Source organism: Leisingera sp. ABD4_442 (assembly GCF_056160905.1).
Map to the genome: position 1 here is coordinate 38,600 of NZ_JBSWYB010000007.1, position 20,646 is coordinate 59,245.

Below are 20,646 nucleotides of genomic sequence, written 5' to 3' on the forward strand. Positions count from 1 at the left end.
CCGATGTTCCGATCCCTGCGCGCAGACAACGCCCCCCAGGTCACGCTGAAAATCAACGGCCGGCAGATCACCGCTGCCGCCGGGCAAACGGTCTGGGCGGCCATGGCGCTTTGCGGTCAGCATGTGACCCGCCGCGCCGCCCTGTCCGGCAAGGACCGCAGCGCCTATTGCGCCATGGGCGTCTGTTTCGAATGCATGGTGGACATTGACGGCCTCCCCAACCAGCAGGCCTGCCTGCGCCGGGTGGCCGAGGGCATGACCGTTGCCACCCAGACCATCACCGAAGACAGCGAGGCACCCGATGCAGGCCTTTGACTGCGCCATCATCGGCGCCGGGCCGGCCGGCATGGCCGCCGCCATCGCGCTGGCCAAGGGCGGTGCCAATGTCGCAGTGCTGGACCGCGCAGCCCGGGCCGGCGGCCAGATCTACCGCGCCGCCGCTGCCAGCCCGCTGCCGGACGCCAGCGTGCTGGGGCCGGACTACACATCGGGGGCTGACCTGATCGCGGCCTTTGAAAACGCAGACGTGACCCATTTCGCCGGCGCTGATGCCTGGCATCTGGGCGACGACGGCCGCGTCCTGTTCTCGCACCTTGGCGACACCCATCAGCTGCACTGCCGAGAGATGCTGCTCTGCCCCGGTGCGATGGAGCGCCCGATGCCGATCCCCGGCTGGACCCTGCCCGGGGTGATGACCGCCGGCGCGGCCCAAGTGATGCTCAAATCCGATACCACGGTGGCCGAAGGCGCCATCTTTGCCGGCTCCGGCCCGCTGCTCTATCTGATCGTGGCACAATACCTGCGCCTTGGCGTGCCAGTCGCCGCCCTGGTCGACACCACCCCGCGGCAGAACTACCTGGACGCCGCCCCGCTGCTGCCCCGCGCCCTGCGGCAGGCCGGTCAGCTGAAGAAAGGCCTCGCCCTCCTGCGTGAGATCCGCGCCTCGGGCGTTCGGCAGTACCGTTTTGCCGAAAACCTCGAAGTGCTGGGGCAGGACAATACAGAGGGCCTGCGTTTCACATCAGGCGGCCAAACTCATGAGATCGCCGCAGAAACCGTCTTCCTGCACCATGGCGTCCAGCCCAATCTCAACATGACGCGGGCCATGGATCTGGCCCACCGCTGGAACCCGCAGCAGCTCTGCTGGCAGGTCGAGACCAGCGAATACGGCCAGACCTCCGTGCCCCATGTCTCTGCCGCAGGCGACGGCGCCGGGATCATCGGCGCGGACGGCGCCCGCATCGCAGGCCATCTTGCCGCGCTCAACATCTTGCGCCGCCTTGGTTCCTTGAGCGAGGCAGAGCGCAACCGCCAGGCCGCCCCCGGCCTTGCGAAACTCGCCGCCATGGCGCCGTTCCGCGCCTTCGTCGACCGCCTGTACCGCCCGGCTGACGCGCTGCGCCTGCCGCAGCACCCGGACACGTTGGTCTGCCGCTGCGAGGAGCAGACGCTCGCGGACCTCCGCGAAGGCTTCAACCAAGGTGCCCGCGACCCCAATGCTCTGAAATCCCTGACCCGTTGCGGCATGGGCCCCTGCCAGGGCCGCCAATGCGGCCATGTGGTGGCGGGCCTCCTCAGCCAGTGGCGCAAGGAACCGCCCGGAGCTGTCGGCTATTACCGCCTGCGCAGCCCGCAACGGCTGCTGACGCTGGACGAGCTGAGCCGCTTTCAGGCCGTGCCCGCCCCTGCACAAGCGGAGGCCGCGGAATGAAGGCAGACGTCCTGATCATCGGTGGCGGCATTCAGGGCTGCGCCACCGCCTACCACCTCTCCCGCAAGGGCGCTTCGGTAATCCTGCTGGAAAAAGACTACGCCGGGCGCCATGCCTCCGGTGTCAACGCGGGCGGCGTGCGCCTCCTGGGCCGCGACATGGCCGAGGTGCCGCTGTCCAAGGCCTCGATGGAGATGTGGCAGACCCTGGACGAAGAGCTGGGCCAGGACACCGGCTTCCGCCGCCAGGGCGTCATCAACATCGCCGTGGATGCAAACGACATGTCCACCCTGCGCACCCGCGAGGAGAAGATGCGCGCCGCAGGCTACACCCACGAACGCATCCTCAGCCGCGCCGAACTGCGCGACCGCCTGCCGCATGTGAACCCGGGCTGCACGGGCGGCGCGGTCTCGGAAACCGACGGCTACGCCATCCCCTACAAGGCCACCAGCGCCTTCCGCATTGCCGCCGAACGCCACGGCGCGCAAATTATAGAAGGCGAAGAGCTTCTCAGCCTGCGCCGGATCGGCCCCGCCTGGCTCGCCCAAGGGGCCAAGAACCGCTTTGAGGCAGAGACCGTCGTCAACTGCGCCGGCGCCTGGGCCGACCGCATCGCGCTGATGATCGGCGACAACGTGCCGCTCAGCCATGCCGCGCCAATGCTGATGATCACCGCAAGGATGCCGCATTTTGCCACCCCCGTGGTCGGCGCCGTCAGCCGCCAGCTCAGCTTCAAGCAATTCGAAAACGGCACCGTCCTCATTGGCGGCGGCGCCAAGGGCTTTGCCGACCGCGCAAATAACCGCACACGGCTGGATTACGCGAAACTCGCCTCTGCCGCCCGCACCACGGCAGAGTTCTTTCCGATCATGCGTCGCGCCGCCATCAACCGCATGTGGGCGGGGCTCGAGGCCTATATGCCCGACAACCTGCCGGTGATCGGCCCGGCTGCAAACGCAGACCGTGCCTTCCACGCCTTCGGCTTTTCCGCTCATGGTTTCCAGATGGGACCCATCATCGGCCAGGTGATGGCCGATCTGGTGCTGAGCGGCCAAAGCCGTTTCAACCTTTCCCCCTTCCGCATCAACCGCTATGACCGCAAGGTTCTTTGACCAGAGGAAACTTCCCAATGACCATCACCCGTATCGGCACCACCGCCCGCGCCAGCAAAATCGTCAAGCACAACGGTGTTGTCTATCTCAGCGGCCAGGTCTCCGAGGCCGAAACCGCGGCTGAGCAGACCCGCGAAATCCTCGCCAAGGTCGACGCCCTGCTGGCAGAGGCCGGCAGCGACAAGACCCGCCTGCTGCAGACCGTGATCTGGCTGTCCGATATGTCCTATTTCGCAGAATTGAACGAGGTCTGGAACGCCTGGGTTCCAGAAGGCCACGCCCCGGCGCGTGCCTGCGGCGAAGCCAAACTGGCGCGCGAAATCCTGAAGGTTGAGATCATCGTTACTGCCGCCTGCGACTGAAAAATTGTCAGCTGACAATTTATGCGTGTGCCGGACCTGCCCAAGGCCCGGCACTTTTCAAGGCGTCCTCCGCCGCCCCGGCCGGCCGCGGCACAGAGGATCAGCCCATTCCCGTTCCTGGCAAGGGAAAAATTTTGCCCCCTGGTCAGCCGGCACGCTCTTCAGGAGGGTGCGAACACAGCACCAGTGCCGATTAAGACACCGCCGCCGCGGCTGGCTTTTCATCCCGGGGCGGAATGCCAAATTTGCGCGCATATTCCCGGCTGAACTGGGTCGGGCTTTCATATCCGACGTCATAGGCCGCAGAGGCCACCGATTTGCCGCCTCCCATCAGCAGGCGACGCGCTTCCATCAGCCGCAGCTCCTTTTGGTATTGCAGCGGCGTGGTCGAGGTCAGGGCCTTGAAATGCTCATGGAAAGTCGATTGGCTCATCCCGGCCGCCGCCGCTAGATCCGCCACCGGCAAGGCAGACCTGAATCCCTCGCGGATCAAGGCAATCGCCTTGGAAATCCGGCTGGCCGGACTTTCGTGCAGCAGCAGCTGGCGCAGCATCCCGCCGTGCCGGGCGCGCAGCAGCCGGAAATGGATCTCCTTCAGCACCAGCGGCGCCAGCGCCTGCACCTCCACCGGATCCTGCGCCAGCCGGAACAGACGTGCCATGGCATCAAACAATGCCGCATCGCCATCTGCCACGCTCATGGAATGGGACGCCCGCTCCAGATCCTGATCCTGCAGGGTGCCGGTCTCCTCATACAGGCTGCGCACCATGGCCAGGTCCAGCTGCAAGGCCAGCGAGACATAGGGCCGTTCGGGAGCGGCGTCGATCACTCCGGCCGTCACCGGCAGCGCGTGGCTGACAATCAGCGACTTCCCCGCGCCATAGCGGACAGTGCGGTCCTCCAGATGCGCCTCCTTGGCGCCCTGCAGGACCAGGCACATGACCGGCTCATAGATCATCGCTTGGAATTCTGTCCGTGTCTCGCTGCAGAATGCAAACAGCCCGCTCACTCCGGTTTCGCAACCGGTCTCAAGCGCGCCCCGCTCGCGGACAAAGGCAGAGACATCGGAAATCAGCGTCTGCGGCACCATCGGCAGTCCTCCTGTTCTGTCAGACTATAGGCGCGCGCGGTTTGGTAAAGAACCGCGAAACCCACCATCCCGGAGGATCAGGCAGATCATCCGGAGGATCGGGCAAGGGGATCGGCCTGGCAGGCTCTACCTTGGTGCCATCAAGATTGCAGGAGCCAGGACTATGCCGCAAACCATTCTGATCACCGGTGCTTCCTCAGGGATCGGCAAGGCCGCCGCCCGCCTGTTCGCCGGGGAAGGCTGGAACGTTGTTGCGACCATGCGCAACCCGGCTGATGCAGGGGACCTGGCGGATCACGGTAATATCCTGATTGCGGCGCTGGATGTGACCAAGTCCGGGACTATCGCTCAGGCCGTGGACCATGCGCTCAGCACCTTTGGCCGGATCGACGTGCTGCTGAACAATGCAGGCTACGGCGCCTATGGCCCGCTGGAAGCCTTCCCAATGGAGCGGGTTGAACGCCAGTTCGACACCAATGTCATCGGATTGCTGGCCGTCACCAAGGCAGTGCTGCCTCACATGCGGGCGCAAAAGTCCGGGACCATCGTCAATATCTCCTCAATCGGCGGCCAGATGACATTCCCGCTGGGCACGCTGTACCATGGCACCAAGTTTGCCGTCGAAGGCCTGTCCGAAGCCCTGCATTACGAGCTGGAAGCCTGCGGTATTCAGGTCAAGATCGTCGAGCCGGGCATGATCAACACCGATTTCGGCGGCCGGTCGTTCGACTTTGCAGTGGATGAGGGCATGCCCGAATACATGCCCGTCGTGGCAGGCATGCAGGCCGCCATGGGTGCTTTCGGCGCGCAGGCGTCTGAGCCGGAGCTGGTGGCAGAGGTAATCAAAACCGCCGTGACGGACGGCACATCCCGGCTGCGCTACCGCGCCGGGGCGGATGCTGAGGCACTGCTGAGCGCCCGCAAGGCGCAGGATGACGAGGCATTCATCGGCGGCATCAAGGCGGGCATGGGGCTGTAAGGCAGCTCGTTCCCGCACAACAACAGGGAGGAAAAGCCATGTACGGACAAGCACTTGCAGCAGGCGGACTGGCGGTTGTCACGGGCGGCGCCAGCGGCGTTGGACTGGCGGCGGCAGAACGCTTTGCCAAGGCCGGGCTGGGTGTGGTTCTGGCCGATCTGCCGGGCGAGGCGCTGGATCAGGCCGCGGAGAAGCTGCGCGGCCAGGTTCAGCCAGGCACGCAGGTTATGGCGGTTCCCACCGATGTCAGCGACGCAAAGGCGGTTCAAGCTCTAGCAGATGCGGCCTTTGATGCCGGCGAGGTGGCGGTGCTGATGAACAACGCAGGCATCGCCCGTCCTTCCGGCAGCTGGGAGGAGCCAGACGCCTGGCGTGCAATGATCGAGGTGAACCTGTTTGGCGTTCTGAACGGCGTGCAGGCCTTCCTGCCGCGCATGATCGCTGCTGCGCGCCCTGCGGTGGTGGTCAACACCGGTTCCAAGCAAGGCATCACCACACCGCCGGGCAACCCGGGTTATAATGTCTCCAAGGCCGGCGTGAAGGTTCTGACCGAGATGCTGGCACATGACTTGCGACAGGCAGAGGTGCCAATCTCTGCGCATCTGTTTGTGCCCGGCTTTACCTATACCGGCATGATCGCGCGCTTCATGCCTGAAAAACCCGCCTCGGCCTGGACCTCAGATCAGACCGTCGATCACCTGCTCACCTGGATGGAGGCCGGCGATTTCTATATTCTTTGCCCGGACAACGACGTGACACCCGAACGCGACAGGCGCCGGGTGGCCTGGGCCCTGGGCGACATCCTGGAAAACCGCCCGGCCCTGTCGCGCTGGCATCCCGACTACGCCGATGCCTTCGCCAAATTCGAACAATCCTGAACCAGAACTTCCAGCCAAGGGGAGGCCCCACAGCCATGGCAATTTCACTGAAACTCAACGGCCAGACGCATAAGGTCGAGGCCGAACCCGGAACCCCGCTGTTGTGGGTGATCCGGGATGAACTGAAACTCACCGGCACCAAGTTCGGCTGCGGCGTCGCCGCTTGCGGCGCCTGCACCGTGCATCTGGACGGCGAGCCTGTACGCTCCTGCCAGACCTATGTCGAGGATGTGGAAGGCGCCGAGGTTACCACAATCGAAGGGCTGAACTCCAAGGCCGCGCAGGCGGTGCAAGCAGCCTGGGTCGAGCTGGACGTGGTGCAATGCGGCTACTGCCAGTCGGGCCAGATCATGTCCGCCGTGGGGCTGCTCAGCGAAAATCCCAAGCCAACCGTTGAAGAAATCGACGATTACATGAACGGCAATGCCTGCCGCTGCGCCACCTACCAGCGCATCCGTGCCGCGATCCTGCGTGCATCCGACATGATGGAGGCCTGATATGACCCTGAACACCTCCCGCCGCGGTTTCCTGAAAACCGCTGCCGCCGCCGCTGCCGTTCTCTATGTCGGCGCCCGTCCGGATGGCGCTTTGGCCGCGGGTTCCGCACCGGCGCAGCTGAACCCCTTTGTGAAGATCGACGCCGGCGGCACCGTCACCGCCATCGTCAAACACTTCGAGAAGGGCCAGGGCCCGGCCACCGGCCTCACCACCCTGATCGCCGAGGAATTGGGTGTCTCGATGGAGGACATCCAGTACGAATTCGCCCCCTCCGACCCGTCGCGCTATGCCAACCTGGCGTTTGGGCAGTTCCAGGGCACCGGTGGCTCCACCGCGATGGCCAACTCCTATCTGCAGTACCGCCAGGCCGGCGCCGCCGCCCGCGAGATGCTGATCAAGGCCGCGGCAGAGACCTGGGGTGCGGACACCTCTGCACTGTCCATCGAGGACGGCATCATCAAGGGGGCGGGCCAGCAGGCGCCAATTGCGGACTTCGTAGGGGCCGCTGCACAGATGGAGGCCCCGGCAGAGCCGCGGCTGAAGGACCCCAGCGAATTCCGGCTGATCGGCAACGCCAAGGTCAAGCGCAAGGACTCGCCTGCAAAAACCAACGGCACCGCACAATACGCCATGGACCTGCACCTGCCGGGCCAGATGGTGGCAGTCATTGCCCGCAGCCCCAGTATGGGCGGGCTGGCGACCGGGTTTGAAGATGCGGACGCTAAGGAGGTCAAAGGCTACATCCGCGCCGCCGTGCTGCCCAACAAGGCGGGCGTTGCGGTCTATGCCGAAAACACCTGGGCCGCGTTCCAGGCGCGCGAGGCGATCAGCGTGGACTGGGATTTCTCTGCCGCTGAAAATCGCAGCTCGGACCAGATCCGCGAGCAACTGCTGGCCGCGGTGAACGCAGACCCGGAATACAACGTCAATGGTGCCGACCAGGCCGCAACCGCCGCCCTGATCGACGGCGCGGACAAGGTGGTCGAACAAACCTTCTACTTCCCGCTGCTGGCACATGCGCCGATGGAGCCGCTCACCTGCACCATCGAGGCCGATGAGGATGGCGGCATCACTCTGCATGACGGTGCCCAAATGCCAACCGGCCCGCATTTCGCAATGGCCGAGATCTTCCAGCTGCCAATGGAAAAGATCCGCATCAACACGATGCTGGCCGGCGGCTCCTTTGGCCGCCGCGCCACGCCGACCGCGGATTACCAGGTGGAGGCGGCACTGGCCTTTGCCCTGACCGACCGCAGCCGCCCCGTGAAACTGGTCTGGTCGCGAGAGGATGACATCACCGGCGGCTATTACCGCCCGGCAGTGGCGCATAAGGTGCGCGTGGGACTGGACCCGGATGGCAATATCGCCGGCTGGGACCACCGCATCGCAGCGCAGTCGATCATGAAAGGCACCGCCTTTGAAAGCATGATCGTGCACAACGGCGTCGATCACAGCTCGGTCGAGGGCGTGACCCAGAACCCTTATCAGATCCCCGGCCAGTTCATCGGCCTCAGCGATGTGGCCAAGGCGACCTCGGTTCTGTGGTGGCGTTCTGTCGGCCATACTCACACGGCCTATGTGATGGAAACCATGATGGACGAGGCCGCCCGGGCTGCCGGCCGCGATCCGGTGGAATTCCGCCTGGCGCTGCTGCAAGGTGGCGGCGCGGATCAGCAGCGTCTGGCAGGCGTGCTGAAGCTGGCCGCTGAAAAGGGCAACTGGGGCCAGGCGCCTGAGGGCCGCAGCCAGGGCATCGCAGTCCACAAGAGCTTTGGCAGCTATGTGGCAGAGGTGGTGGAAATCTCCGGCACCGCCGATGACGGGGTGCAGATCGAAAAGGTCACATGCGCGGTGGACTGCGGCCTGGCCGTCAACCCGGATGTGGTCAAGGCGCAGATGGAAGGCGGCATCGGCTATGGCATCGGCCATGTGATGCGGGACGAGATCACCCTGACCGAAGGCATGGTAGACCAGTCCAATTTCCCGGACTATGAACCGCTGCGGATTGGCGACATCAACGCAATCGAGGTCCACATCGTGCCCTCCGCCGAGGCGCCTTCCGGCGTGGGCGAGCCCGGCACACCGCCCTCGGCCCCGGCCCTGGCCAACGCGATTGCGGCCACAGGCCTGCGGGTTACGGAACTGCCGATGAACCTGAACGGCGTCAGCTTCGCCTGACCCGCAGCCCGCGCCAGGCAGGAGTTTCTTGTGTGGGACTTCGGGTCACACCAACCCCCCCCCCCCCCCCGATTTCGGCTCGATCCCAAGTTCCGCAAACCCGGCGACATTGGCATGGGGGATATTGTCCTGCTGCATCAGCGCAATCTGCGCCTGCGTCACCGGCGGATGCGGCAGCGGGGAAAGCAAGGCCGCCCCGATCCGCCATAGTGCAAAGGGCACCGGCAGCAGCAAGCGGCGGCGCCCGCTGCGCGCAATCAGCCGCTGCAGGATCTCGCGGTAGGCAAAGATGTCGGGTCCGCCCAGCTCCAGCACATTCCGCCCGGCCCGGCCGCCTTCGGCAATGCGGCAGACCGCTTCGGCAACATCCCCGGCCCAAACCGGCTGCAGCCGGGTGCGCCCGGCGGCGAACATCGGAATGACAGGCAGCCGCTCAACGATCCTTTGCAAGTCCCCGAAAAACGCGCCGCTGCGGCTGAACATGACGCTGGGGCGCAGAATGACCGCGCCGGGGCAGGCGCTGCGTACTGCTGCCTCGCCCTCTGCGCGGGCCCGGACATAAGCCGAAGGCGATCTCAGGCTGGCCCCGATGCCGGAGATGTGGATCAGCCGCTGCCCGCTGTTCTGCCTGACCAGCCGGGCAATTCTGCGGGCTGCCTCAGTGTGGATATCCTGAAAGCTCTCACCGCCGGTTTCGCTGTAATACCCGATGCAATTGACCACCGCGCTGCATCCCGCCACGGCCTGCGCCAGCGCATCCTGGCTGCTGAGGTCTGTCTGCACCGGGCGGATGCCGCTGTCCTGAAACCCACTGCAGGCAGCGGCTTTGCCGGGGCTGCGGGTCCCGGCCCGGACGGTGCAGCCGCGCTGTCTCAGACGGCGGACCAGCCGCCGCCCCAGAAATCCGGTGCTGCCAAGCACAATCACGGTCCGGGCGTTGGTCAACAAGAAAGACGCTCCGCTGCAAGGAACCGCAGGCTGCCCGGTTCCGCACAGTGCGCGGACCGGGCTGAAACAACCCGCAGCTGCGCCACCACATAGCGCGCCAGCCAAGCCAGGCCACCAGGTGCGCTATCCTTTCAGCCGCAGATTGCCCGGATCAAATGGCGCGTCTTCCAGCACCCGGGCCGTCAGCTGCTTGCCCAGCACCTCCACCGACAGCCCGCCGCGCGCCGACCGGTCCCGCAAATACGCCAGCGCCAGCGTTTTGCCGGTCCGGTGGCCATGGGCAGCAGAGGTGACGATGCCCACCACCCGATCCCCCTGCAGCACGCCATGGGCATAGAAGGGATCGACCGCCCCGGTCTCAACCTCCAGCAGCACCATGTCCCAGCGGCCGTCTGCTTCCATCCGCTGCGCCAGGGCGTCCTTGCCGGTGAATTCATGGTCCATCTTGATCATGACACCCGCACCGGTTTCCGCAGGCGTGCGTTCGGTGGTGAAGTCAGCGCCCCAGGCGCGATAGCCCTTCTCCAGCCGCATGGAGTTCATCGCATAGGCGCCGAACAAGCACAGCCCGTACGGCTGGCCAGCAGCCTCCAGCGCCAGAAACAATTCCGGCATCCGGTCAGCCGCCACATGCAGTTCCCAGCCCAGTTCCCCCACGTAAGAGACACGAAGCGCCCGCACCGGAATGCCTGCCACGGTGATCTCGCGCACCGACAGCCAGGGAAAACCAGCGCCAAGATCCGCCTCTGTCAGACCGGCCAGCACATCGCGCGATTTCGGCCCCATCAGGCCCAGCACGCCGAAATCTTCGGTGACGTTGGCAATAGAGACCTCAAACCCTTCTGAGCGCGCCTGCAGCAGATCCGCGTCCATCTCTTCAGCGGCCGCTGCGCAGGTCAGGTAGATATGGTCCTCCGACAGCACTGAAACAGTGAACTCGGACTGGGTACCCCCTGCAGGGGTCAGCGCGTGAGTCAGTCCGATGCGCCCGGCCTTGGGCGCGCGGTTGGCGCCGATAAAGTCGACAAAGGCGCGCGCGTCCGGGCCTGTGACGTCGAATTTCGAGAACACCGACAGATCCGCCAGACCGACGGCCTCTGTCACCGTCCGGCATTCCTGCGCCACCGGCTCGAACCAGTTGGAACGGCGGAAACTGGGCACCGCTTCATCCCCAGCCTTATCCGAGAACCAGTTGGGGCGTTCCCAGCCATAGGCCGCGCCCATAACTGCGCCTCGTTCAACCATCAGACCGTGGATCGGCGACAGCCGCTTGCCGCGGGCGGCGGGGCGTTCCTCATGCGGATAATGCACGCCGAACTGCAGACCAAAGCACTCGATGGCCTTTTCCACCCGGTAATCCCGGTCCGCCCAGCTGCCGAACCGGCGGCTGTCCACCGCCAGCGCATCCATCGGCGGCGCGCCGTGGGTCATCCAATGAGCCAGGAACCAGCCCGCGCCGCCGCCTTCCATCACGCCCATGGAGGAGCCGGTCAGCAGCCAGGCGTTTTCCAGCCCATGCGCCGGGCCGATCAAGGGGTTGGCATCGGGGGTGAATGTAATCGGGCCGTTCACCACCGATTTCACCCCGCCCGTTTCCAACGCTGGGATGCGGTCCATCGCCGCCATGATGATGTGCTCGACCCGGTCCAGATCCGGTGGCATCAGGTCGGCGCCAAAGTCCGGCGGGCAGCCGTCGATCGACCAGGGCTGGGCGTCTTTTTCATAAGGACCAAGGATCAGCCCGTCGCGCTCCTGCCGCACGTACCAGCTTTCTTCCGGATCGCGGATCATCGGCAGCTCGGGCAGGCCCTTGGCAATGCGCTCAGCTACCGCGGGCACCGTATCCGTCACCAGATACTGGTGCAGCACCGGGACAGAAGGGATGTTCAGCCCCATCATATGCCCCACTTCCCAGCCCCAAGTGCCGGCTGCATTGACCAAGTGCCTGGCGCGGATAGTGGTTTTCTCCGTCTCCACCACCCAGACGCCATCTTCGCGCCAGATCGAAGACACCGGGTTATAGCGCAGGATGGTGGCACCATTGGCCCGTGCCGCCTTGGCCATCGCATTGGTCGCCAGCGAGGGGTCCACATGGCCGTCATCCGGTTCATAAATGCCGCCAAGGATGCCTTCGGTACGGGCCAGCGGGTGCAGACGCTCCACGTCATCCGGTGTCAGCATCTGCAGGTCATAGCCGGTAAAACGGCTGAGGCCCGCGACATGGGCAAATTCATCCATCCTGTCCGGGTTCGAGGTGATCCGCATCGCGCCGGAACGGTGGAAACCGCAAGTGTCGCCGGTCTCTTCCGGCAGGATGTCGCGATAAAGCCGCACCGAAGTTGCCCGTAGCTCCTGAATGGTGGGGTTATGGGCAAAATGGGTGCACAGCCCCGCCGCGTGCCAGGTGGAGCCGTGGGTCAGGTCGTTCTTCTCGGTCAGCACCACATCGGTCCAGCCTGCCTTGGCCAGGTGGTACATCAGCGACACCCCCATGGCGCCGCCGCCGATGATCAGGACATTTGCGTTTGTGGTGGTCATGCTTTCATCCGTTCGCCTGAGGGGTCAAAGGGCGGGCGCCTGAGCGCCTCTGCGGCGTAGCGCTGCCCTGCGATGTCTATTTCAAAGACCCGCGCACAGGTCTGGGCCAGGGTCTCGCCCGGCTGCACCTCGACCAGCGCCAGCGCCAGGGTGAGGCCGGTGCGTGCCCCGCGCCCGCCCGAGGTGGTGAAACCCACGACGCGGCCATTTTCCAGAACCGGCTCGTCATGCAGCACCAGCGGGTGGCCGGGCAGACTGAACAGAACCATCCGGCGGCTGAGGCCCGTTTCCCGCTGCGCAGCCAGAACAGGTTTGCCGAGAAAGTCCTTGGACCAGTCGATGGTGAAGCCCAGTCCGGTCTCCAGCGGCGTGATCTCCGGCCCCAGATCATGGCCCCACGCGCGGAACCCTTTCTCGATCCGGCAAGCTTCCAACGCGAAATGGCCCATCGGCCGTACTCCAGCCTCGCGCAGTGCATCAAACACCGCACCGGCCCCAGCAACAGGGACCGACAGCTCCCAGCCCAATTCGCCAACAAAGCTCACCCTTGTGGCCCGAACCGCCTGCCCCGCTACTGTTACGTCGCGGGCGGTGGAGAAGGGAAAGGCCGACCAATCATCACGGCCCAAGCCCTCCATCACCGCCCGCGCGCCGGCGCCCATGACGCCGATCACACATTCCTGTTCCGTCACATCCGTGACTTGCACATCCCGGCCAGCGGCATGGCGGCGCAGCCAGGCCAGGTCTTTGCGCCGGGTGGCCGCGCCGGAGGTCATCCGGAAATGATCTACCGCCAGACGGGTAACAGTGACATCCGCCTCGATCCCGCCCTTTGCATTCGGCATCGGCGTATAGACCGCGCGGCCAGGTTCCACATCCACGTTGCCCGCCGCCAAATACTGCATCAGCGCCAGCGCCTCCGCCCCTAGCACGTCAAACTTGCCAAAGGGGGAGAGGTCCAGCATCACCGCGCCTTCGCGCATCGCCGCCGCCTCGCGGGCTGCAATCGGATACCAGGGCTGATCGCCTACCGAGTAGGGCAGGTTGCGCTCGCTATCGTCCCGCGCGTACCAAAGCCCGCGCTCCCAGCCCGCAGTCAGGCCGAAATGCGCCCCCGCCGCAGCCCAGCGGTCATGCAGAGGGGACTTGCGCAGGCCTCGTCCCGCCTTTGGCTGCTTGAACGGCCAATGCAGGGCAAAGGCATCGCTGACCGCCTCTTCCATCCGGGTCTCGATATGCGCCTGCCCGGCGGCTAACGGATCAACACGGGCAATGTCCACTTCCCACAGATCCATCGGCGGCTCGCCTGCCAGCATCCAGTCCGCCAGCACCCGGCCCACCCCGGCCGAGGACATCACCCCAACCGAGTTCATCCCCGCCGCCACATAAAGCCCGTCCACCTCCGGAGTCTGGCCGATCAGCGGACGGGTGTCGGCGGTGAAGCTTTCCGGCCCGTTCATGAAATGCTGAATGCCCGCGCTTTGCAGCCCCGGAACCAAGGCCAGCGCCGCCTCCATAAAGGGCATGAACTGATCCCAATCCTCAGGCATCTCCAGGAACGGGCGGTCGCCCTCCGGCCCGAAGGCATCCCAAACCTTGGCCCGCGGCTCAAAGCCGCCAAAGACCAGCTTGCCCGCGTCGCCCTTCACGTAAATTCCGCAGTCCAGGTCGCGCAGCACCGGGTAGGGATTGGGCAGGCCCGCCATCGGTTCCGTCACCACATACATGTGCTCGACCGCCTGCAAGGGCAGCGCCACCCCGGCGGCATCGGCCAGCCGTTTCGACCAGGCCCCGGCACAGAGCGCGACCTGATCGGCCAGCAATTCCGCACCATCGCCAAGGCGCACCCCCTTGCAGGTGCCGTTCTCCACCAGCAGCGCCTCCACCTGCACGCCCTCGCGGATCACCGCGCCCTTAGCGCGCGCTGCCTTGGCGTAGGCCATGCACAGGTCGACCGGGTTCACATTGGCGTCTTCCTCCACCCGCAAGGCGCCGACGACTCCCTGCAAATCCAGCCCCGGCACATCGATCCCGCCCGCCCCGACGATAGAGGGCGTCAATCCGAAATGCCGCCCCAGCGCGGCGATCCGGTGCAGCTCATCCATCCGCGCCTCTTCGCGGGCAATCCAGTAGCCGCCGGTCTGGCGGTAGCCCGTGGAGAGCCCCGCTTCCTCCTCCAGCTTGGGGAACAATTCACCCGCATACATCGCCAGCCTGGTCATGTTCGGTGTCGCGCGCAACGGCCCGACGATGCCCGCCGCATGCCAGCTGGTACCGCTGGTCAGCTGGTTGCGCTCCAGCACGGTGACCTCGGCCCGCCCGGCCAGGTGATAGGCCAACCCCAGCCCGATCGCGCCGCCGCCAATGATGATGATCCGCGCCATAACCGGCACTCCCTGATGTTTGACGCAGGATTGACTTGGCCGCGGGCGCAGCACAAGAATTTGCTCCGACAATTAGAAAGACTAATGAAAGCCAGAAATAATGAAGAAAACGCAGGCGGAATCGGACGTTAACCTGCTACGCGCGCTGGAGGTCTTTATGGCCGTGGCCGATTCCCGCCATGTGACGGCAGCCGCAGCGACCCTGGGCATGACCCAGTCCGCGGTTTCCCAGCAGTTGAAGAAACTGGAATGGGCGCTGGATGCGCCACTGTTCAATCGCGCCCGCCGCCCGCTGGAGCTGACCCACGCAGGCGACATCCTGCGCCGCCGCGCCTTCCGGATCCTCAGCGAGGTAGAAGACCTGCGCTCAGAGCTGCGTCACGTGCAATCCAGCTCGATCCCGATCCTGCGGGTGGCCTTACTGGCCTCAATTGCCACCACGCTCACCCCCGGCCTGCTGGACATGGTGCGGGGCGGGCTGGGCATCCCCGAGCTCAGCCTGTCGGCGGGGTTGGCCACCGATCACCAGGCCGCGCTGAACGCCCGCAGCATTGACATTGCCATCACCTCCGACCCGCAGTTCGACCTGACGGACTACACCTGTACACCCGTGCTGGAAGAACCGTTTTTTCTCGTTCTGCCAACGGATTACGATGGCCCCACGGATGACATTCACGCGCTGTCGGAACGCCTGTCCCTGGTCCGTTTCAGCGCCGATGCCCCGGTCGGGCGGCGCACCGACCAGCACCTGCAGCGCTGCCGCCTGGACCTGCCCCGCTCGATGGAGGCAGACCGCGCTTCGATGGTGGTGGCGGGGGTGATCACCGGCAAATGCTTTGCCATCCTGACGCCCTCGCTTCTGATCGACGCAATCGCAGAGGGCATGGCACTGCGGATCGAACCCCTGCCCTTTGCCGGCTTCAAACGCTCTATCGTGGCAATCCACCGCACCGGCGAGCTGGGCGATATTCCAACCCAGGTCGCGCAGGAAAGCCGCCGCCTGCTGCAGCACAGTTTCGACCGGCTGCTGCCCCGCGCTGCGGACCGTGTTATCTACCCCGCCTAATCCGCATCATTAATGAAACTAATGCTGCGTGGTTTTGCTGTGCAGGCCACGGCTTCCTTGCCATGTCTAATGCCAGACACGACCGCAACGGAGGCCCCTCAATGGCCCGCACAACCACCCGCCGCGCCGGACGGCAAGAGCGCATGGCCGCCCGCGCCGCGCAAAACACGCTGGCGGCGCCTTATACGATCCGAAAAACCGGCCTGGTCAGCCTGATCAGCGGCGAGGCCGTGGCGATCATCGAACGCAACGCCGACCGCATCCTGGACGAGATCGGCATGGACTTCCGCGGCGAACCGGAAACGCTGGAGCTGTTCCGCAAACATGGCGCCCGGGTCGACGGCGAGCGTGTGCGGTTCGACCCCGGCTGGTGCCGCGACAAGATCAAGACCGCGCCCCGCGTCTTCACCCAGCACGCCCGCAACCCGGCCCGTTCAGTGCAGATCGGCGGCGACGCGCAGGTCTATGCCCCCAGTTTCGGCCCGCCTTTCGTGCATGACATGGAGAACGGCCGCCGCTATGCCACGCTGGAGGACTTCAAAAACATCACCAAGCTGCACCACAGCCTGGGCGCGGTGAACCATTCCGGCGGGGTGGTGGTGGAGCCGGTCGATGTGCCGGTCGATTTGCGCCACCTGCATATGGCGCACACGCATCTGACCATGAACGACAAGCCTTTCATGGGCGCCGTCACCGCCCCGGAACGCGCCCGCGACACCATCGAGATGTGCCGCATCGCCATGGGGCGCGAGTTCGTCGACAACAACTGCGTGCTCTATTCCGTCGTCAACACCAATGCGCCCTTGGTGATGGACGAAACCATGCTGTGGGCGCTGAAAGAATACGCGCAGGCCGGACAATGCACCGTCGTCTCGCCTTTCGTGCTGGGCGGCGCGATGTCGCCGGTCTCAGTCGCCGCAACCCTGGCGCAGGTGCTGGCCGAGGTGATGGCAAGCGTGGCCTTGATCCAGCTGATCCGCCCCGGCGCGCCTGCCGCCTTTGGCACCTTCTTTTCCCCCATCAGCCTGAAAACCGGCGCACCCACATTCGGCACCCCCGAAGGCACCCAGTTCCAGATGTGCGCCAAGACCCTGGCCGACCGGCTCGGCCTGCCCTTCCACTCGGTCGGCGGGCTGACCGCGGCCAAGGTGCCGGACGCGCAGGCAGGCTATGAAAGCCAGTCCCAGCTGATGGGCGCAGCGCTGGCCGGCGTCAACTTCATCATCCATGCGACCGGCTGCCTGGAGGGGCTGTTGACAACCGGCTACGAGAAAATCGTGATGGACGCCGACCGTTGCTCGGCCATGCAGCGCTTTATCAAGGGTGTTGATTTCTCCGAAGCAGCGCAGGCGATGGATGCATTTTTCGAAGTGGAGCCGGGGGGCCATTTCCTCGGCGCCCAGCATACCCAGGACAACTATCAGACCGCCTTCTGGATGGGCGAGATGTCCGACAACGGCACTTACGAGCAATGGGCCGCCGAAGGCGCCGAATGGCAGCACGAGCGTGCCAGCGCCCGGGTGAAGCAGCTGCTCACCGACTACGAACAACCATCAATGGACAGCGGAACACGCGCGGCGCTGGACGATTTTGTCGCCCGCCGCACCAAGGAGATCGAGGGAGGAAAGACATGACCCTGCACACGGATTGGACCCTGACAGAGACCGCCGAACGGCGCGACAATTACTACGCCGCCAGCCAGCGTAAATTCATCCCCTTCAAGAACCCGATGGTCTTCAAGAAGGGATCGATGCAGTACCTGTGGGACGTCGAGGGCCGCAAATACACCGACCTTCTGGGCATGAACGTCTGCATCTCGGTCGGCCACAGCCACCCCAAGGTGGTCGCCGCCGCGATGGAGCAGGCGCAGGAGCTGACCCATTGCACCACCATGTTCTACCATCCCGTCCCTGCGCATTTTGCGGAGGAACTGGCGGCCACCATGCCGAATCCCAATGGCGATATCGAATGGGTGGTGCATTTCACCAACTCCGGCTCCGAGGCTGTGGACCTCGCCATGACAATGGCGCGCAGCTATACCGGCAACCTGGATCTGCTGGCACTGCGCTCCGCCTACCACGGACCCACGGCGGCGGCGCAGTCGATCACCGGCATCTCCGGCTGGCGCCATCCCGGCACGCCCGGCAATGTGGCCTTTGTCGCCGAACCGCACCAGTACCGCGGCATCTTTGGCGAAAACGCCGGCGTCCAGCCCTACCTCGACGAGATTGAGCGCACCATCCACACCGCCACCTCCGGCCGGGTTGCGGGCATGTTCATCGAAAGCGTTCAGGGCTACGGCGGTATCGTCGAGATGCCCAAGGGCTACATGACCGGCGCCGCCGAGCGGGTGCGCGCAGCGGGCGGGCTGCTGATCGCGGATGAGGTGCAGGCCGGTTTCGGGCGCACCGGCGATCACATGTGGGGGTTCGAGGCCGATGGCGTCATTCCCGACATCGTGGTGATGGCTAAGGGCATCGGCAACGGTTTCCCCTTGGGCGCAGTGGTGGCGCGCAAAAAAATCGCCGCGCCGATGGCAGAAAAGTTCATGTTCCACACCTACGGCGCCAACCCAACCTCCTGCGCCGCAGGCCGCGCGGTGCTGCAGGTTCTGAAAGAGGACAAGGTGCAGGAGAACGCCCGCACCGTGGGCGCCGCGCTCTTGGAACGGCTGCACGCGCTCAAGGAGAAATACCCGGCCATCGGCGACGTTCGCGGCCGCGGGCTGATGCTGGCAATCGAGATGGTCAAGGACCGCAAGACCAAGGAACCCGACCCGCAAACCACCGCCGCGGTGTTTGAGGCCACGCGTGAAAGCGGCATTATCCTCTCAAAATCAGGCGCCTACCAGTCCTGCCTGCGCATGGTGCCGCCGATGTGCCTGTCGCTGGCGGATGTGGATCATGTCCACGACGGCCTCGACCGCGCCTTTGCCAGCCTCTGACCTCTCCGCAAGCACAGGATCCGGTCTTCATCTGGCCAAAAATATCCTCGGGGGAGCGCGAGGGGGCAGACAGCCCCCTCGTATCCACGATCACTTCTTGAGGTTGGTCCAGATCTGGTCATAGACCGCCTGGGTCTGCTGATCGCAAACCTCGATGAACACCCCATCGCCAGCGCCGGCATGGGGGTTCTTCTCCGGCTGCGCTGCCAGCGCCGGGTCCAGATACTCTGCAACCCCGCTTACCCCCGCATTATACTGCGCATAGTTGGTAACCGCCGCGATGTTTTCCGGCTCCAGCAGGAAGTCCATGAATTTCAGCGCGTTCGCCCGGTTCGGCGCGTCCTTCAGCAGCACCACATTGTCCATCCAGGCGACATAGCCCTGGGTGGGATAAGCGTATTCCACATTGGCGCCTTCCTCACGCGCCTTGGCGGCAAAGCCGTCATAGATCTGCCCGACAGCCGCATCACCCGACACCAGAACCTCCTTGGCGGTGTCCGAATTGAAGGATGCCCAATGCTGCTTGGCCGCCTGCAGCATTGCGTTCAGCGCCTTCAGCTGTTCCCGGTCGGTGGAACACTGCGGGATGCCCATATGCAAGGAGGCCATTGCGATCACCTCGCCCTGGCTGTCCAGCATGTTGATTTTGCCAGAGAGTTCCGCCGGCGGCTCAAACAGGATGGCGGTGGTCTGAATATCGCCGCCATAAGCATCCCGGTTCACTGCAAAAGACGTGGAGCCCCACTGATAAGGGATCGAGGACGCGCGGCCTGGATCGAAACTGGGGTCGGCCCATTCCGGGGCGATATTGCCTTTGTTCGCCAGCTCCCCCTCGGCAATGGTGTCCAGCAGCCCCTCGCCTGCCATGATACTGACCATGTAATCGCCCGGCACCGCCAGGTCATAGGTGCCCATGCCGCCGGCCTTCAGCGTCGCCAGCATGGATTCATTGGAATCATAGGTGTCCATGGTCACCTCGATGCCGGTTTCGGCGGTGAACTTCTCCAGCACCTCCTGCGGCATGTATTCAAACCAGTGATAAAGGACCAGCTTGCCCTCGGCGGTGGCGGCAGTGGCAACGGCACTCAGCGCAAGGGCCGCAGCGCTGGATTTCAGCAGGTTTTTCATGTTGTTTCTCCCGTGTTGGATCATTTTGTATTGTCGGATTTGCTGACGAAGTAGCTGATGGTGACCATCACGATGGAAACGCTCAGCAGCATGGTCGAGATCGCCATGATGTTGGGTTTGATGCCCTGCTTGACGGAGCCGAAGATCGCCGTCGGCAGGGTTTCCACACCGGCGCCCTTGACGAAATTGGTGATGATGAAGTCATCCAGGCTGACGATGAAGGCCAACAGGAAGCCGGAGATGATGCCCGGCGCCATCAGCGGCATCAGGATCTTGGTGAAGGCCTGCCTGCGGGTCGCATAAAGGTCCATCGCCGCCTGTTCAAAACTGTCCTCAATCCCCTGCATCCGGGCCGAAATCGGCAGGTAGGCGAAGGGGATGCAAAATGCGATATGGGCCACCAGAATGGTCATGTAGCCGCGGGTGAAGCCGATCGCGTTGAAGAAGATCAGCGTGGCAACGGCGGTCACGATTTCCGGCACCATCAGCGGCAGGCTGATCAGGCCAAAGGACACGGTGCGCAGTTTGAAGTTGCCGCCGCGCACCATTGCGGTTGCCGCCAAGGTGGCAATTGCGGTGCTGGCAGTGGCCGCCATGATGGCGATGGTAAAGCTGTTGAAGGCCGCTGCCTTGAACTTGTCGCTTTCCGGCCCGGTGAACACATCGGCGTACCAGCGCAACGACAGCCCTTCCCAGTTGGTGATGGATTGGGACGCATTGAAGCTGTAGATGGTGACGATCACCAATGGCGCATAAAGCACTACCAGGCACAACAGGGTGATCGCGCGGAAGCCTTTGTAGGCTTTGATGTTTTCATTCACATGCGCCAT

Annotated in this window: 17 protein-coding genes; 11 read left to right on the forward strand and 6 right to left on the reverse strand. The window is 64.6% G+C overall.

From position 1 onward, the window contains the following. Positions 1-3: 3 nt before the first annotated feature. Genes ACXAHG_RS07930 through ACXAHG_RS07945 form a run of 4 tightly spaced genes read left to right on the forward strand, consistent with a single transcriptional unit; the run spans position 4 to position 3,185 of the window. A complete protein-coding gene (locus ACXAHG_RS07930; protein WP_475056694.1) occupies positions 4-315 on the forward strand; it encodes a (2Fe-2S)-binding protein in 312 nt (103 codons plus the stop codon). Continuing rightward, on the forward strand, positions 302-1,711 hold the full coding sequence (locus ACXAHG_RS07935; RefSeq protein WP_475056696.1) for an FAD/NAD(P)-dependent oxidoreductase: 1,410 nt from the start codon (positions 302-304) through the stop codon (positions 1,709-1,711). Before ACXAHG_RS07930 ends, ACXAHG_RS07935 begins: the two co-directional genes overlap by 14 nt. Continuing rightward, positions 1,708-2,823 (forward strand): NAD(P)/FAD-dependent oxidoreductase, encoded by a 1,116-nt coding sequence (locus tag ACXAHG_RS07940; protein ID WP_475056698.1) that lies wholly within the window; start codon positions 1,708-1,710, stop codon positions 2,821-2,823. The genes ACXAHG_RS07935 and ACXAHG_RS07940 overlap by 4 nt, the downstream gene beginning before the upstream one ends. 17 nt (positions 2,824-2,840) lie before the next feature. Continuing rightward, the gene (locus ACXAHG_RS07945) at positions 2,841-3,185 is read left to right on the forward strand and encodes a RidA family protein (RefSeq protein WP_475039130.1); all 345 of its coding nucleotides are present in this window, start codon (positions 2,841-2,843) and stop codon (positions 3,183-3,185) included. Positions 3,186-3,378: 193 nt separating this feature from the next. Here the strand turns inward: ACXAHG_RS07945 and ACXAHG_RS07950 are convergent, their stop codons facing one another. Continuing rightward, on the reverse strand, positions 3,379-4,275 hold the full coding sequence (locus ACXAHG_RS07950) for an AraC family transcriptional regulator (protein WP_475056699.1): 897 nt from the start codon (positions 4,273-4,275) through the stop codon (positions 3,379-3,381). A gap of 163 nt (positions 4,276-4,438) precedes the next feature. On the opposite strand from ACXAHG_RS07950, the gene ACXAHG_RS07955 reads away from it, so the two are divergent. From ACXAHG_RS07955 to ACXAHG_RS07970, 4 genes are read left to right on the forward strand one after another with little or no spacing between them, the layout of a single operon-like run. Then, entirely contained in the window at positions 4,439-5,254 is an 816-nt protein-coding gene (locus ACXAHG_RS07955) for an SDR family oxidoreductase (protein ID WP_475056701.1), read from the forward strand. Between the two features lie 38 nt (positions 5,255-5,292). Next, positions 5,293-6,132: an SDR family NAD(P)-dependent oxidoreductase gene (locus ACXAHG_RS07960; RefSeq protein ID WP_475056703.1), complete on the forward strand. Its 840-nt coding sequence runs from the start codon at positions 5,293-5,295 to the stop codon at positions 6,130-6,132. A 35-nt stretch (positions 6,133-6,167) separates the two neighbouring features. Beyond that, the gene (locus ACXAHG_RS07965) at positions 6,168-6,629 is read left to right on the forward strand and encodes a (2Fe-2S)-binding protein (RefSeq protein ID WP_475056705.1); all 462 of its coding nucleotides are present in this window, start codon (positions 6,168-6,170) and stop codon (positions 6,627-6,629) included. Between the two features lies 1 nt (position 6,630). After that, the gene (locus ACXAHG_RS07970) at positions 6,631-8,808 is read left to right on the forward strand and encodes a xanthine dehydrogenase family protein molybdopterin-binding subunit (RefSeq protein WP_475056707.1); all 2,178 of its coding nucleotides are present in this window, start codon (positions 6,631-6,633) and stop codon (positions 8,806-8,808) included. A gap of 45 nt (positions 8,809-8,853) precedes the next feature. Here the strand turns inward: ACXAHG_RS07970 and ACXAHG_RS07975 are convergent, their stop codons facing one another. The 3 genes from ACXAHG_RS07975 to ACXAHG_RS07985 form a co-directional block, all read right to left on the reverse strand. Further along, a complete protein-coding gene (locus ACXAHG_RS07975; RefSeq protein ID WP_475056709.1) occupies positions 8,854-9,753 on the reverse strand; it encodes a complex I NDUFA9 subunit family protein in 900 nt (299 codons plus the stop codon). Between the two features lie 126 nt (positions 9,754-9,879). Beyond that, positions 9,880-12,294, reverse strand: coding sequence for a GcvT family protein (locus ACXAHG_RS07980; protein WP_475056710.1), 2,415 nt, complete (start codon positions 12,292-12,294; stop codon positions 9,880-9,882). Continuing rightward, positions 12,291-14,678 (reverse strand): GcvT family protein, encoded by a 2,388-nt coding sequence (locus tag ACXAHG_RS07985; protein WP_475056712.1) that lies wholly within the window; start codon positions 14,676-14,678, stop codon positions 12,291-12,293. The genes ACXAHG_RS07980 and ACXAHG_RS07985 overlap by 4 nt, the downstream gene beginning before the upstream one ends. A 100-nt stretch (positions 14,679-14,778) precedes the next feature. Here ACXAHG_RS07985 and ACXAHG_RS07990 point away from each other — a divergent pair, with 100 nt between their 5' ends. The 3 genes from ACXAHG_RS07990 (at position 14,779) to ACXAHG_RS08000 (ending at position 18,688) form a co-directional block, all read left to right on the forward strand. Beyond that, the gene (locus tag ACXAHG_RS07990) at positions 14,779-15,744 is read left to right on the forward strand and encodes a LysR family transcriptional regulator (protein WP_475056714.1); all 966 of its coding nucleotides are present in this window, start codon (positions 14,779-14,781) and stop codon (positions 15,742-15,744) included. Positions 15,745-15,845: 101 nt separating this feature from the next. Beyond that, positions 15,846-17,378 (forward strand): trimethylamine methyltransferase family protein, encoded by a 1,533-nt coding sequence (locus tag ACXAHG_RS07995; protein WP_475056715.1) that lies wholly within the window; start codon positions 15,846-15,848, stop codon positions 17,376-17,378. Further along, entirely contained in the window at positions 17,375-18,688 is a 1,314-nt protein-coding gene (locus tag ACXAHG_RS08000; protein WP_475056717.1) for an aspartate aminotransferase family protein, read from the forward strand. The genes ACXAHG_RS07995 and ACXAHG_RS08000 overlap by 4 nt, the downstream gene beginning before the upstream one ends. 90 nt (positions 18,689-18,778) lie before the next feature. Here ACXAHG_RS08000 and ACXAHG_RS08005 read toward each other — a convergent pair whose 3' ends face one another. Continuing rightward, positions 18,779-19,816, reverse strand: coding sequence for an extracellular solute-binding protein (locus tag ACXAHG_RS08005; protein ID WP_475039111.1), 1,038 nt, complete (start codon positions 19,814-19,816; stop codon positions 18,779-18,781). A 20-nt stretch (positions 19,817-19,836) separates the two neighbouring features. After that, entirely contained in the window at positions 19,837-20,646 is an 810-nt protein-coding gene (locus ACXAHG_RS08010; RefSeq protein WP_475056719.1) for an ABC transporter permease, read from the reverse strand.